10 protein-coding genes are annotated in these 15,931 nt (G+C 48.3%); all 10 read left to right on the plus strand.

Translation table 11 applies throughout. From position 1 onward, the window contains the following. Nucleotides 1-2: 2 nt before the first annotated feature. The 10 genes from tssF to JF50_RS17315 all read left to right on the plus strand — a co-directional run bounded on the left by tssF (nt 3) and on the right by JF50_RS17315 (nt 15,928). Nucleotides 3-1,727: a type VI secretion system baseplate subunit TssF gene (tssF, locus tag JF50_RS17270; protein ID WP_052262396.1), complete on the plus strand. Its 1,725-nt coding sequence runs from the start codon at nt 3-5 to the stop codon at nt 1,725-1,727. 2 nt (nt 1,728-1,729) lie between these two features. Continuing rightward, the gene (gene tssG / locus JF50_RS17275; protein ID WP_039610627.1) at nt 1,730-2,698 is read left to right on the plus strand and encodes a type VI secretion system baseplate subunit TssG; all 969 of its coding nucleotides are present in this window, start codon (nt 1,730-1,732) and stop codon (nt 2,696-2,698) included. Between the two features lie 69 nt (nt 2,699-2,767). Next, nucleotides 2,768-5,485, plus strand: a complete 2,718-nt coding sequence (gene tssH / locus JF50_RS17280) for a type VI secretion system ATPase TssH (RefSeq protein ID WP_039610628.1) — start codon at nt 2,768-2,770, stop codon at nt 5,483-5,485. Nucleotides 5,486-5,501: 16 nt separating this feature from the next. Further along, entirely contained in the window at nt 5,502-7,532 is a 2,031-nt protein-coding gene (locus JF50_RS17285) for a type VI secretion system Vgr family protein (protein ID WP_039610629.1), read from the plus strand. Between the two features lie 13 nt (nt 7,533-7,545). Continuing rightward, nucleotides 7,546-7,968 (plus strand): hypothetical protein, encoded by a 423-nt coding sequence (locus JF50_RS17290; protein WP_039610630.1) that lies wholly within the window; start codon nt 7,546-7,548, stop codon nt 7,966-7,968. 10 nt (nt 7,969-7,978) lie between these two features. Then, on the plus strand, nt 7,979-9,130 hold the full coding sequence (locus JF50_RS17295) for a hypothetical protein (RefSeq protein WP_039610631.1): 1,152 nt from the start codon (nt 7,979-7,981) through the stop codon (nt 9,128-9,130). Then, nucleotides 9,117-10,163 (plus strand): DUF2169 family type VI secretion system accessory protein, encoded by a 1,047-nt coding sequence (locus JF50_RS17300; protein ID WP_039610632.1) that lies wholly within the window; start codon nt 9,117-9,119, stop codon nt 10,161-10,163. The genes JF50_RS17295 and JF50_RS17300 overlap by 14 nt, the downstream gene beginning before the upstream one ends. Next, the gene (locus JF50_RS17305) at nt 10,160-11,104 is read left to right on the plus strand and encodes a hypothetical protein (RefSeq protein ID WP_039610633.1); all 945 of its coding nucleotides are present in this window, start codon (nt 10,160-10,162) and stop codon (nt 11,102-11,104) included. Before JF50_RS17300 ends, JF50_RS17305 begins: the two co-directional genes overlap by 4 nt. Next, nucleotides 11,088-12,113, plus strand: coding sequence for a PAAR-like domain-containing protein (locus JF50_RS17310; protein WP_419177515.1), 1,026 nt, complete (start codon nt 11,088-11,090; stop codon nt 12,111-12,113). The genes JF50_RS17305 and JF50_RS17310 overlap by 17 nt, the downstream gene beginning before the upstream one ends. After that, a complete protein-coding gene (locus tag JF50_RS17315) occupies nt 12,110-15,928 on the plus strand; it encodes a toxin VasX (RefSeq protein WP_039610635.1) in 3,819 nt (1,272 codons plus the stop codon). Before JF50_RS17310 ends, JF50_RS17315 begins: the two co-directional genes overlap by 4 nt. The last annotated feature ends 3 nt before the right edge of the window (nt 15,929-15,931 follow it).

Consider the following 15,931-nt stretch of genomic DNA (forward strand, 5'->3'; position numbering starts at 1 on the left):
ACATGGATATGCAACAGTATTTTGATGCGCAAATGCGTCTCTTAACACAAGCTGGTAAGGAGTTCGCTCAGCAATATCCAGAGCATGCGGGGCAGCTTAACATTGATGCGCTCAAAGACCGCGATCCGCATGTTGAACGTTTATTAGAAGGCGTTGCCTACATGACGGCATATACGCAAAAGCGCCTTGATGAGTCATTGCCAGAAGTCTCGGAGCAAGTATTGCGACAAGTGTGTCCGCTGATGCTGAGTAATTATCCGTCCACGACCATTATGCAATTTACCCCTAAGATGACGATGCAAGGGGCCACAACGGTCGAATCGGGTACGCAAATTAGCTCTCATGGGGATAAAACCACCCCAGTGGTATGCCACTTTACCACATCGACCGATACACCGATTGCTCCGTTTGAAGTGTATGCGGTGGATTATCAGGAGTTTCACAGTGGCGCCAAATTAAGTTTAAAGCTCAAACGCTTGGGCCAAGGTGTGGTCAGTGACTATGAGTTAAAATCGTTGCGGTTTTACTTGTGTGGTGACACGCCACTGTGTGCCAGCTTATATCATTTAATGACCAACGCCAGCGAACACATTGAAGTCAGTTATGGCAGTCACTTTGACAAACTCACCCAGCTGCTCCCTAAGTCATCGGTGAGCAGTGCCTTTGGTCATGGCGAGTTTGGTATCTTACCCAACAGTGATCAGTGCCATCCGGGCTACGCGCTACTGCTTGATTACTTTAATAGTCGTGAGCGCTTTTATTTTGTAGAGCTAAATAACTTCCACCTTTTGAAGTTTGACGCCAATCTCAATACCCTCGATATTGAGATAACCAGCCAAGTGAAGCTGCCACCTGGGCATAAAGTCAGCCATGAAAATATCATGCTCAACTGTGTGCCCGCAGTCAATTTGTTTGCGTGTGATGCAGAGCCAATGCGCTGCTTAGATAATCAAACCGAATACCCGATTACGCCAATACAAGAAAAGTCCGCAGAGGCATTTTGCTTTGAGGTCACTGAGCTCAAGGGGAAAAACCGCAGCTCAGGAGAGAGCGTTGATTTTCAGTCTCGTTATACCAGTGTATTTGAAGACGAAAAGCACCTTTACAGCTTGGTATCCAAAGACACAGGCGGCGCTGCCCCCAAGGTGTATGTGCAGATCTCCATGGATGATATTGATGCTGTGCAAACGCTGTCAGCGAGCACCCTGGCACACAATGCCGTGTGGCCAAGGCAACTGTTAAAAGAGGGCGACATTCATGTTCCCAAAGCCAATGCCCCTTTTGCGCTGACGATGAAAAATGTGATCCGCCCAAGCAAGATGCTGCACTGCCCCAAACAGCAAAAACACTGGCTGTTGATTGGCCTATTAAATATGCGCTTTTCTCAACTTGCCGATCCGATCCAATTAAAAAAACTCTTAGCGCTGTTTGACTGGTCAGGGCGCTCAGAAAACCAAAGCCGGATCGCCAGTATTGTTGATGCCCACTCAAAGCCCATTTCAATGCTGCAAAAAGGGGTGTTTGTGAAAGGGCTAGAAATTCATTTGACCATCAATGAGAAGCAGTTTGTGTGCTTGTCAGATGCTTATCATTTTTGTGATGTATTGCATCAGTTTTTTAAGCTTTATGCGCCCATTAACGAGTGTTTGCAAACCAAGGTGACATGCGTACCTAGCTACCACACTTGGTGTTGGCAGATAAGTTCCGGCGAGAGTTATCAGATATAGCCATGACAGAGCAAAAAAAACACCCAATTTGGGCCAAACTGCCCGCCCCGATCGCCGCATTGCTGGACGCGCCATGGCAATTTAGTTTGTTTAAGGCCATGTCGTTAATCGAAAAGCATTGGGCGATGGAGGGAGAGTTAGAGCAAGGCGCAAGCCAACGTGTACTGGTGAGCACCTTCAAAGAGTTAGGCTTTCCAGCGTCGGATATTCGCGCTTGCGAATTGCTGCTCAGCCAGCGCGGTAAGCTGAAGCTAGAAACCGCATTTTTGGGCTTGTATGGCGTGGATGCGCCCATGCCCCATTACTTGCTTGAGCAGGCCGCTAACGATGAAGAAATGGGCGCACGTACACGGGCATTTTTAGATATTTTTAATCATATTTTGTACTGCCAGTTGTACCAAGCTTGGAAAAAATCACAGATCAATTTAGCGGGCGTCGGCGCGCGTCAATTTGACCAAATGGTGGCGGCGATTTATGAAAATAGCCAAGGCGAAAGCAGCAAGCTCAACTTAGCCAGCGCCAACCAAACCAGTGCAGCTGGCTTGCAACAAGTGCTGCGCCAAGGGCTAAAACAGCCGAATTTGCAAATTGCTGACAACATGGTGGAGTGGCAAGAAGTCACAGAAAAACCACCAATCAGCGCTGAGAATAGTGTCACATTAGGCCAAGACAGCTTGCTGGGCGGGCAGGTATTGATCACAGGTAATCGTGTGCAAATTGATATTGGCCCGTTGAGTGAAGCACAGGCTCGCGCGTTGTTTCCCAATGGCGACGAAGGTAAAAAAATGCATAAGTTACTGACGTGGCATACCGGCAGCAAAATGGCATGGCAGGTCAAAATTTTAATTGAGGTGAAAGAGCAGCATCCAGTGCCCTTGGGGGAGTGTGAGCTTGGCACCAGCAGTTGTATGGGCATTGTAGAAGCGCACATTGCGCAAAGAAACTTTTTAGACAGTGATTATCAGTCATAAATAGGCGTCTTCAGAGCGCGCTCTGAAGTAGGAAAGAGTCAGAATAATTTTAAATCGCAAGGAAATAAAATGGACGCGACAGGCATTAAGCAACTTATTGATAAATTAAACGCACATACCGCAAGCGCGCTTGAAGCAGCGGCAGGCTTTGCCGCTAGCCGCCAGCACTATGAAGTCTTGCCAGAACATTTACTGCTTAAGCTGATGGAAGATCACCACGAAGGTGATGTGGCTAAAATTCTGCCTTTTTTTGAAATTGACCAAGATACTCTGTGGCACGAAGCGCTCGGCTTTATTAATCAACAAGACGCAGCCAATCAGGGCAAACCTGTGTTTTCCCGTCGTTTATATGAATTATTAGAGCGTGCTTGGCTCACTGCTAATGTGAAGCACTGCAGTGAGTGGATCACTGGGGCTGCCTTGCTTGATGCGTTTAAAGATCTCGTCCCGTTTAGCCCTGCATTTGGGTTGGCGCGAGAGCTTGATAAGCTCGATATTCACTTTTTAAAAGACAATCTCGATAAAATTTGCAAAGGCTCGACTGAGCGCATGGCGTTTCAACCTGTGGATACGGGCAGAGCGAGCACTTTGCAGCAAAATGGCCAAGATACAGAGCAAACGGCATTGGACTCATTTTGTGAAGACCTAACCGCAAAAGCGGCCAGTGGCGGCATTGATCCGGTACTGGGACGCAGCGAAGAGATCCGTTTGGCAATCGATGTGTTGTGTAGAAGGCGCAAGAATAACCCGATTTTTGTCGGCGACCCAGGGGTTGGCAAAACGGCGGTGGTGGAAGGCCTTGCACAGCGCATCGTTGCCAAAACGGTGCCAGATGAATTGGTGGGTGTGCGGATCATGGTGTTAGATATGGGCTTGCTGCAAGCGGGCGCTGGGGTAAAAGGCGAGTTTGAACGCCGTTTAAAGCAAGTGATTGACGATGTGAAGTCATCTAGCACGCCGATCATTCTCTTTATTGATGAAGCGCATACCTTGATCGGCGCTGGTGGCGATGCCGGTATGGGCGATGCAGCGAACTTACTGAAACCTGCACTGGCGCGAGGCGAGCTGCGTACACTGGCGGCCACTACTTGGAGCGAGTACAAGCAGTATTTTGAGCGCGATGCCGCCCTTGAAAGACGCTTTCAGCTGATAAAAGTAGACGAGCCCAGCGAGCACAATGCCAAACTGATGTTGAGTGGCATTAAAGAAAAGTACGAGCAACACCATCAAATTCATATTACCGACAGCGCCATTGAAGCGGCAGTGAGTTTATCGGCGCGATATATCACGGGCAGACAGTTGCCAGACAAAGCCATTGATGTACTCGACACTGCGGCAGCAGCAGTGAGAATGGGCGCCGCCACCTCTCCTGTGATCATCGAAAATGCCCAAGAGCGTGTCACCTATTTGACCGAGCGTTTGGTGCGATTAGAGCAAGAGGCAGAGCTGGGCATTGAGAGCGATGTGGTCAGTGCAGAGCTAGCCGCTGAACTTGACCAAGCGCAATCAGAGCTTGCTGCAATGCAAGCGCGCCGCGCTGAGCAACTAGACACCCATGCCTCGATTGCCAGTGCACAGCAAAGCCAATTGCCAGAATATCGCCGCCAATTGAAATCGTTAAACGAAGAGGGCAATGCGGTCTTTTGCGAAGTTGATCAAGATACCGTGGCACAAGTGATTGCTAACTGGACGGGGATCCCAGTGGGCAATATGGTCAAAGATGAGCTGCAAAACCTCCTTGCGCTTGAGCAAAGCTTAGGTGCGCAGGTGGTTGGTCAAGAGCAAGGACTAAGTGCGCTGGCGCAGTCATTGCGTGTGGCCAAAGCTGGGGTATCGGCATCTTCAGGCCCGCTTGGGGTGTTTTTATTCAGTGGCCCATCTGGGGTGGGTAAAACAGAAACCGCTCGACATTTGGCCAATGTGCTATTTGGCGGTGATAAGTTTTTAACCACCATTAATATGAGCGAATACCAAGAGTCACACACGGTGTCGCAGCTTAAGGGTTCACCACCGGGTTATGTGGGCTATGGTGAGGGCGGTGTGTTGACCGAAGCGGTGCGCCAGCGTCCTTATTCTGTGGTGCTGCTTGATGAAGTTGAAAAAGCCCACCCAGATGTATTAAACATGTTTTATCAGGTGTTTGAGCTGGGCATGATGCGCGACGGCGAAGGCCGCGAAATTGATTTTAAAAATACCGTGATCATCATGACCTCCAACATCGCCGCTGAGCAAATCGCCAAGGCGTGCCGTGCGCCAAATCAAGACGACGAAGACGTGTTAGCCAAAGCCATCAATGAGGCGCAAGGCTTGTTAAACCAGCAAGCAGATGAGACGCCAACCGCTGACGAGGGCTGCGAGGAAGAGGCGCAAGCGCCTTGGACCATGCCAAGCCTATCTGAGCTCAATAATTTGATTAAGCCTGAGCTATTGAATCATTTTGCGCCTGCATTATTGGCGCGTATGCAGGTGATCCCATTTAAGCCGCTAGACAGCGATGCACTGGAGAATATTGTCGCCTTAAAGCTTGAGAAAGTGGCTGCGCGCTTAAGTGAAAATCATCAAATTACACTGCGGGTTGATCAGAGTGTATTGAGCCATTTATCAAAGCAATGTGCGCTGTCTGACAGCGGCGCTCGCTTGGTTAATGCCACCATAGAACAGCAAATATTACCGGGTGTTGCCCGCTCAATTTTAGGCTTTTTGAGCGAAGAAGATATGCCAGATCTGCTGACTTTAACCTTAAATGATGACGGGCAAATTGAAGCTGTATTTGCCGATCTGGCCTAATTGAGGGAGCAGCACCATGTTTGGACTAGATGCGGGGAAACTGACCGGCGCCGATGAAAGCCACTTTGGGGTGACAATTGCGGGGCTGAGTGATGCGCTGTTTCAGGTGCAATCCTTTCAAGCGGATCTTGATGCCTTGTGTGATGATTGCATATTTGACATTCAAGTACTGAGCGAAGAGCTGGTGGAGCCGGATGTATTGATCGGCAAAGACATCAGCTTGATCATTGCGTGGAGCACTGAAGATCTCACCGTGACCGGGCTTTTAACCAATTATATTTGCCATGGTCAGTCTCATCAGGGGTTTGTGTATACCTTAACTTTGCAATCAGGCCTTGCAAAGCTTAAGCAGCACCGTTCAAACCGGATATTTACCGATATGACCCCCGGACAGATCATCCAAAGCGTGTTGCAAAAGTGTGATTTCCCATCGGCTCAGCTCGACTTACAAGTCAGCGGCCCAACGCTTGATATGGTGGTGCAATATGACGAAAGTGATTACGACTTTATCACTCGTTTAATGCGCCGATACGGCTATGTATACGGCTGGCGAGAAACTGACTATGGCATTGCCAAGCTGGCCATTTGTGAGTCGAGCGACAAGTTTGCCAGACCACTTAAAGAGATCACCTTGCCTTTTGTTTCACCGAGTGGGCAGGTGCGCACATGCGAAAGCGTGTTCGCGTTTTCTAAAAAAGCCACCATGCTCAGCGAGCAAGTGCGCTATTACGACAGCCATTACGAGCGTGGTGCCCAGATACAGGGCAGTAGCCGCAATAACACTGACATTAGCGGCTTTGGCGAAAGCGCGCATTTTGGTGACAACTTGGCCAGTGACGGTGATGGCAATGATTTAGCTGAAGTGCATCAACGCAGCCTAGATTGCCAACGAGAAACCCTGATCGCAGATACGGACTGCCGAGCATTGCGCCCGGGCGTGTGCTTAACAGTCACTGATCATCCCAGTTATTCCGGTGAATACCTAGTGACTCATGTGTCCCATCAAGGCTGTCAGGCTGGCAGCGTGGCATATGGCAGCAAAGTTACTGGGCTGACTTATAAAAATCAGGCCGTGTTACTGCCAATTGCGCAAGATTATTGTGCCCAGCCCAGACCAAAAAGACGGGTCTTTGCCACCTTTAACGCCACCATTGAGCAAGAGGTGGATGAGACAGGTCAATATCAAGTCAAACTGCCTTTTAACCAAGATGGCGAAGGCCAGCAAAGCAGACCAACCCGATTAACACAAACCTATGGTGGTCAAGGCCATGGCATGCACTTTCCGCTCACCCAAGGCACAGAGGTCTTAGTGTGTGGAGAAAATGGCGATTTGGATCGTCCGGTGATCTTAGGTGCACTTTATAACGCCCAAGCCCCAAGCCCTGTGAGCAGCAATAATCCCTATGAAAATAAAATTGTGACCCGTGCTGGCAATACGCTGGTGATGAGTGACAAAGAGGGAGAGCGCAAAATAAAAGTGGCCACGGCCAGTGATGACAATAGCTTGCTGTTAGATGCAACCGATGGACAAGAAAAGGTCATGTTGCAATCTAGCCGAGGAGAAATGCGCTTGCAGGCGCAAGAAGATCTGACTATGCAAGCGGGTGGCAATCTCAATGTCACCGCCTCAGACGAGCTGACCGTCAAAGCCGCAGATCGCATTGCGATTCAAAGTACAGATGCAGAACTTGAACTGCACGGTGCGCGGGGGATCCGTTTAACCGCGGACTTAAACTTTAAAATTCAAGCAACGGATGGCGATATTGACCTCGAAGCAACACAAGCATTGAGTATGGAAGCAGCCCAAGAGATCAATGTTCACAGCCAGGAAGGCAACATCGAGATGAGCGCAAACGCCGGTGAAATTACCTTAAGTAGTGGTAACAACCTGACGTTATCAACGCAAGGTCAAGGGTCTATTCAATTGGTGCAAGGGCGTGGCAGCATCGAAATTGATGGGGCTGGCAATATTACCATTAACGGCACTAACCTGACCTTAAGCGCGCGCAACATTTCTATTTCTGGCAATGCATTAGCGAACAATTAAGAGGAGATGGGAAATGCACAGTCATAATTTGGCGTATTTACCAGCGGCCAGTCAGTTGGTGGCCAGCGTATTACTGGTGGATGAGGTGGGTAAAATAGTCAGTGTGATGTTGGCCAACAGTGGCCGAGAGATCGATGTGGTGGGTCAGCTGGAAAGTGTGTCGCGTGCTCAAAAAGGCGATCAAGTGGTGCTACTTAGCATTAAAGAGCCAGTGGTGATTGGCAAACTGGCAACCAGCGGCAGTTTTCCATGTGCCAAGTTTGATGATAATCGAGGCAAAGTGAGCATCAAAGCCGACCAAAGCATTTGCATTAAAACGCCCAAAGGCTCGATTGAGATTTATGGCGATGGCTCGATTTTACTGGAAGGCGATAGCTTATCCGCTGAAACCAAAAAAGACCTGAGCCTGCAAGGCTGGCCAATTAGATTGAACTAGCAGGATAGGTATGTTTTCAGCAGTCACCAAGGTGCCACTTCACAAGCAACAGATAAAAAAGTTGTGGCGACAGCTTTGCGAGCTTGAAAAGTCAGGGGTAGTGCGTCAGCAAAGGTTTGATGATTTGCACTATTTTCTGGTTAACCATATTTACACTTTGGCACAGGCACAGCCTAGTGAGGTTGAGTGGTTAGATGAGCAAGCGCTCAATGTAATGATAAAAGCGGATTGGCAGGCGCTATTGCCTTGGCATGAACAAAACGCGCAGCAAGCCCCTTGGCTAGATACTTTTTTAGCAATGTGGTTGGCAGAGGCCAAGGTGCCCAGTACAGATCTGCCCATTTGGCGCCAGAGCGGCGCAAGTGCGCTGTTTGCAATGAGTGCACAAGCGTGGCTGAGCGATTTTAGCGACGCTGAGCGCCAGACCATGCTGACCAGTATTGAAACGCCAGAGCCTTGGTTAGTGAGATTGGCGTTTGCAGGCCAACCGTTAAATGCTTTACAGCTTCAGCAAGCCCTGCAAAGCACGCATTTTGAGTTTGTTCATGCGGCGTTAGTCAACATGTGGCTGTTTGCACATGACGAATTTGCGGCGCAGTTATTAAAAACCTTCAGTGCTACCGATGAGGCGGAGCATAAGGCGCAGCTGCTTTGCCTTGCAGGTATTACACAGCTGCCAGATTGGCAAGATGCCTGTGTGGCATTTTGTGAGCATTACCCCTTGCACAGTGCCCATGTACTTAGCCACTTTACTCATAAAAAAACGCTCAAACTGTTAGTCAATTGGCTCGATACGCAGCCTATGAGTGAGCCTGCTTATCAGGCATGGCAAATACTCACAGAAAAAGAACTTAAACTGGTGGCAGCCATCAGTTTGGCAAAAGGGGAGGGGCAAGTAGAAGATGGGTTGCAGATCCCCTGTGTGAAACATGCAGAGACCTGTCGTCAGACAATGTTGTTGGAGCAAGGCGGTTATGTGCTGCAAGGAAAAAGCTTTGCGGCTTTGGATGCTCAGCTGATAAAGCAATTTAAGGGCACATTGGCACAAAGGCTGACGGCTGCAAAGTATGAAAACAAAATTGCCGCCATGTTGTACTTTTTACCCTGTACGCCAAGGCACTGGCAGTTTATAGAAAGGAGAACAACGGATGTTAGTAAATGACTCAGCATGGTTTGCTGAAATTGCCCCAAGCTGGGACAAAGATTCTCAGCCATGTTATGTGGTGGTGGTAAAGCAAAACTTTGAATACAGCAATCAAGGCGAGGTGAGCGTTGAGCCTTCGGGTCCTGACATCACAATGGGTGATGGCTACCAAGGGGAGGGAGCACTCTGTGAGTTGATTGCCGCCAATGATATGGTGCCATTTAAGCAAGGGTTTGAATGGTACGGTCATTTAACGTGCTTTCCGCCAACAGATCGCGTAGCGCAAGTGATGGAAGTGAGTGTTGAGTTAATTAATGAACATGGCGTATTAATGAATAAAACTTTGCGAGTGACTGGAGAGCGTCGCTGGCGTTGGTCTTTATTCGGCGCTGTAGCAAAAGACTTGCAGCCGCTCACACCTATTCAGCTTAATTATGCTGTGGCGTTTGGTGGGCAAGCCCCTAATAAGCCACAAAACATGGATAGAAAAAATCCGATAGGTCGAGGCTTTAAGCTCAGAAACCGAGACGGTATCGGGCAGCTATTACCGCAAGTGGAGTATGCTGATCAGGTGTTAAGAAAGCCGCGAGATACTACTCCGGTTGCCAGCTTTGCACCCATCCCGCATTTTTGGTCACCGCGTTTAGAGTTGCAGCCTGAGTTGGATATTCAGGCCGTGGTTGCAGGTGACTATCCATATGTTGAAGCTTTATGTGCCAATTATTATAACTACGCACCAGCGGATCAGTGCTTGCCTTGCACCTTAAAGCCACATACCACAATCGCATTGAGCGGCTTAACCAAGGGCCAGCCTTATGGCCAAAAAGTCACTTTTGAATTGCCTTATATCAAACCTGAGTTGGTGATGATGCGCGGCGCGATGCAAACGCCGTTAAATATGGTGTGTGATAGCTTAATTCTCGACACTCATACTCAGCAGTTTTCTTTGTTATGGCGCACCACGGTGAAACAAGACGGGATCCACCCAATGGATACCTTGATAGTCATGCCAGAGCAAACACCACTGCCGGATACAGAGTCAAGCGTATGAGCAGCGAACGCTACATTAGCTATTTAGGCCATATAAATACGTCGGGCACAACCTTAAGCGCGTTTTATAGCGCCATTGAAAATGGCATGACTTATACCGCCACCAGTAACCTAGAGGAAGAAGAAGGCATGGCGAAAGCCATTGTCGCCAAGCTTGGGCCTTTGGCCAATTTACCGCGCGTTGCCCGTATTGAATTGATGCTGGGCGACTTGATGACAAGACTGGCCATCCCTGCGTTGCTGAGAGGAGAAAAAACGGGTGCCATTGCATGGTCTAACCGCATTCATTTTGTGCTCCCACAGCAAGGCACAGATCCGTTAATTAGTGATGAAGCCCTCAGCGCACTTTGCCAGCAATGCGAGTTACAAGATGTGTTGATAAGTCAAAGTGACAATATTGATTTAACCCTGCCCGATGGCACTGTGGTGGTGGCGGCAGATGCCTGTACAGGCCATGAAATTTTGTATGACAGTGATTGGCAAGACAAGCTACAGCGCCAAGATGGCACTGAAGGCATGATCATGAGCGAAGGTGCCTGTGCGTTACTGCTTGGTAAAAACAAGCAAGCCATGTGTTTAAAAAGCAGTAATAACCCGTTAAAAAGCCAGTTAAAACAAGTAAAAGCAGACCTAAAAGACGTTTATATTTCCAATATGGCGAGCACCAAGGCATGGCACAACATGTGGTTTGATGCCAGCTGTCATCTGTATCAAGCGGCAACGCAGTCGGACAGCAGCGGACCCGCCTCTTTGATTAAATTAAAAGAGCCGGGCAGGTTATGTGGCCATGCAGGGGTCGCGCAAACCTTAATGGCCTTGGTACTTGGCTTTGCCTATTTAGATTTACCCATTCAGTACACATCCCCCAAAGTGTGGTTGATAGTTGAGCACACGCAGCCACAACTTTGGCAACTGACAAGGAGTGATGATGAGTTACATTAATGCCGGCCAAGGAAAGCAAGCCGGAACGGTACAATATGACATTGATGCTACCAGTGCAGAGCTGCGCAGTGGCGGCAGCCAAACTTGGCGTCACAACAACCCTGTTTTACTGGGCTTAACCGCAGCGGCAAAGCGCAATGGCGCACTAGGCCAAGCCAGTGGCGTGGCGATATTTGCTGATAAAAGCAGTGGCGAAAGCGCATTTCGTGACGAAATAGATAGGCCCAAATACAGCGACCATACTTTGGGCGATCTGATCACAGAGTTTATGCCTGACTACATTATTCCGCCTCCAGAATGGGATGAAGAAGCCAATCAGCCCATCTTGCCACACATCGAGCCTGTAACGGGCATGGACGTCAACAAGCCAGTGAACGATGCCGATGCCTTATTGCGCCTTGCCAGCGAAGAACTTGGTTGGGAGGCCGGTGAGCAAAGTGAGATAACTAAAGACACAGAGGCAAATGAGCAACAAGTGCGTATGGCCAGTGGGAAAAATGTACTGATCAATGGCCGCTCCGCAGTCCATGTTGAAAGCAAGGGCAAACTGATGAGTTTGGATATTTGCTTAACCACCATAGGCATTCCTGTGGTGCCCATTCCCTATTGCAATGTGGCAAAAACTGATGACATCACCAACACCGCCAGCTCAGTGAAAATTAACGGTAACCCAGCAGGAACACGAGACAGTGAATTTACCGAGAGCACAGGCGATCAACCCGGTGACAAAAAAGGCATTATGAGCGGCGTGACCGAAGGCAAAGCGGAGTTTATGCTGGGCTCATTCAATGTGTTTATTGAAAACCAGCCAGCGGTGCGCCAAGGGGATATCATGATATCGAATAACAAAAATACCCCGCCTTCGCCATTAATGCAGTCAGGCAGTATGCCAGTGCAGCGACTCAGCGATGAAAACCGCCCCACTCCAGCACCGCAAGAGGGTGATAAAAACATCACCTTGGTGGTATCAGGTGTCAGTAATTCACAGGAAAGGATCAGGATCGGATGACAAGTACAGCTCCCACTAGCGTCAATGAGCAAGGCGCTTATCGCGAATTGGTGTTTGAAGGTTATGCCAGTGACTCAGAGCAAGTCTCATTGATGATCAAAGATTACAGCGAAGATCAGGCCAAAACTGGTTTTTATAAAATTCCACTGGGCTTTGCCAACACCACACAAAACAATAACAACGCCGATGTTGAGTTGGTGTACATTTACCCCTTGTGCGAGTGCACCCCAGATGGCGCCGCAGAGCGCAAACTAACGAACTTAAGACCCGGATATTTATACATTTATGTAGACGGTCACTTATGGCGCGAGTTGGAAGTTACAGAGCACGAAGAAGAAGACATTTCTTATTTTAAAGATGTGAACCTCGCGTACCAAAAAGGCCCGCAGGCGTGGCGCATTGATGAGCACGGCCAAGTTGGTGAGCGCGTGGCAACGGGTGAGCAGCTTAAGCAAGTTTTGGTGCCCAATAAATTGTATGGTCAGCCATGCCGAGTAGAAATTGCATTCAGTGAAACCCAGTGGTGCTGGCGACAAATTGAAGCTTTTGGCGGCATGAGCGAAAATGATCCGCGCTTAAACTATGGCCCAAGAGTTCAGCCTGGCACCAATGATGACGCCGCGAGTGAGCGCCGTAGCCAACGTATGCAAGTGCTTGATAAATTGGGTAACTACGCACAAGGCTACAGCAATGATGAGGCGCCACAGCACATCCCGCTACCGCGTATGCCAAAAAATGGCCTGCACCGCCCGGTATTAAAAGACCCAATAGGCGTGGCCCGTTACCTTGCCGCTGAAATCGTCTCAGAGCGTAAAAACATTCAGCAATTGTCGATGGAGTCTATCAAAGGCGCGCCCCTCACCCCAGATGATTTTGAAGACTTTGCACCAGAGCAAAAAAACATTTCTAAACATGTGCTGGCGACCACCATTCAGTCGCAGTTTTTTGCGTTTCCCAATACCACCCAGCAAAAAGTGGACCTTGGCATGTCGGTCTCTGAGCATGAGCAAGACATGGCACAAAACTACAAAAGTTGGGTGCGTGCTGGTTTTTCAAAGTATGAGTTTAGACGCTACTTAAAAACCGAGCAGGCACTGACCTCTGCCCGCGCCATCAATGTGCAAAAGTCATTTGGTTTTGACCATATCACCCGCGAAGACGCGCCAATGAGCTTTTACCAAGCGGTGAAGGACTACGGCTATTACGAAGATGTAAGACGCAACTTTGTGTATGAGCTAATAAGCGATGTCACCGCGCCTTACACCGATCTCACCAAAACCTTAATTGAAAGCTTTTTAGTACATGACTCAGATTTTAGGGCTGCCAAGCAAATCGACGAAGAGGACATGGGCCAAGAGCTGATGTTAAAAGTGCTGGGCACGCATCCCTTAGATACTGAAAACGCAGCCAACAGTTTAAAACTGACGGCGCTGATGTACCCGAAAAAGACCGGCACTGCATTGAGCGATTATGAGTGCGCGCGCAGAGAAAGCAGCGACCCATTCGATACGGTTTTTTCAGTTGAATTACAGCAACAAATTCAGCAAGACATAGACGAAGGCTTAATGTCTGGCGAGCAGCGCGAGTTTTGGCGCCGTGCTTCGCAAATGATTTGGGGGGTGTTGGCGATTAGTTTTTCAGTCCCCACTAGTTACTATGCCATGGGGGGCGCTGGTGCGGATATAAAAGCCAGTGCTAAAAATCGCAATGAGTTAGAGCAGCAGCTAAAAGACCAAACGCAGGAGCTGGAGCGTGAAATAAAAAGCTTGGAGCAAAATATTGCCAGTAAAAACAAGCAAATTAGCGAGCAAGAGCAGCTGCGAGCTCAAGTATATGCGGAGATGAAAAAAGTAGCGGGTGCTGACCCTAAAGCCGTCGAGTCTCAAAATGAGTTTTTAAAGCAGCAAATACAAGCTCGTATTGAAGAGCTCGAAGCCCATAAACGCAATCATGGGCGGGCGAGAACACAATTGTTCAAGTCACGCCAAGGTCTTAAAAATCTGCAAGCACATTTTGAATACTTTACCGCAATGAAGTTTCATACCATTGCGAAGCCCATGAGCTTGTATGACAGGTTTCAGCACTTGGCCAGTGTGCTCACGGGAGATTTATTGCAAGAAGTTGATATTGACGTTAATGACTATTACAACGGAAAGTTGCCAGACGGTAAGTTACCGCTTAATTTTCAAGACAAAGCAAAACGGGCACAAGTACAGCTAGAAAAACTGACGAGAGCAACTGAGGAATTTGATGAAGAATATTATAAATCAACTCAAAGTGTTGCCGAGGCAGATTTAGTGATAGACGACCAGCATACAGTAAAAAGTCGACTTGACCACATCATCACGTTAGATGGCTCGCTAGATGAAGTGCTTAGGCTCATCAGCAAGAGTCAAGTACATGCTGGCGTGGGTATAAAACGATTACGAAAAACCATGCTGATGATAGATGAGAATGCGATTTCAGACCTTTATAAAGAAAGGAAGGTTGCAACAAAAACACTCGACGAGACTTTACAAAAACAGTTAGAGGCTGATTGGCATTTAGAAGGTCTAGCTCACGAAAATGAAGCGTTAAACAATATGGCTAGTAAACGCATTAGCCCAGAGGTATTTAATCGCGCACTCAATGGCACCTTGGCCTTTGTCAGTATTTTTGAGGTGATCAACGCGTTTAAAGTGCTGACAGACAAAAACGCCAGTGGGCTGAGTAAAACTTCGGCGGTGTTAGATTTGTTTGACATTGGAATTAATGTTGGCCTTAACATAGTCGAGAGAAGAGCAGGCCTACCTTCACCCAAGCAATGTTATGCCTTGCTCAGAAATAAGCCTGTGCCACCGAGTGCGTTAACAAAGCGGTTTTGGTGGATGTCCCAAATGAAGGCCAAAGCTGTTTTCGTTTTAGCAGGTAATGTGTTTACGTTTTTGGCTGGCGCGGTGAGTACCTATGTGTCTTTTTATGAGATGAGTAAGGCAATGCGCCGGGGAGATAACGCGCAGTTCATTGGTCATGGCCTGATGATGCTTGGTTTTGCTGGTATGACGACCTCTGCTGCACTGGGTGTTGGGGTAGTTACGATTAAAGCCTTACAGACAGCGGCCATTGCTGCCTGTATATCTGGGCTGGCCATTTTTGGTTTGGTTCTTTTATTGATAGGCGCTGGGGTTGTGTGGGCATTTGCTGAAAAGCCCATTGAAGGCTGGCTGGAAGCATGTCATTGGGGCAATGGGCGTACTCGATTTAAAGATGACGAAAGCAACGACTCTACTGCTAGGGCATCGCAATGGAAAGACAAACCAGAGTTGGCTTTATTAGATTTATACAGCGCCTTGTATGGACCTAAATTAGAGATAGCCAATGACCCAAGGATGCAGTATGTGCGCTATAAATTTTACGCGCCAATGGTGCACCCAATTAACGGCGCAAGGGTAAAACTGATGTGGCGGCGAACGACAGGGCCTGATAAGGAGTTTAAAGTACTCACTTATCATCAATTGAGTAAGTTAATGTCAAAAATTAACTTATTTCCTGCGCGAAAAGGTTGGCATTTTGATGTGAGTTATTACCGTTTAAGGCAGGTTTTAGGACTGCCTTATAACAGTAGTATTGAGCTCAAGGGAGAATACAAAGTATATCCGCAAGGGGAAGGCGCTAAATTGGTTGAGGGAACTGAAACAGAGTTTATGCTGCCGTCGTATGTCAAACGCCAAGCAGGATCATTTTGGGAGTCTTTTTTTGGGGAGGGCGAGTATGAACAAACCCAAGGGGGGATGTACTTACAAGAGGTGTTTTTACGTCCGTCAGGTCGTTACTGAGGA

This window comes from Pseudoalteromonas luteoviolacea (genome assembly GCF_000814765.1).
GTDB lineage: Bacteria > Pseudomonadota > Gammaproteobacteria > Enterobacterales > Alteromonadaceae > Pseudoalteromonas > Pseudoalteromonas luteoviolacea_H.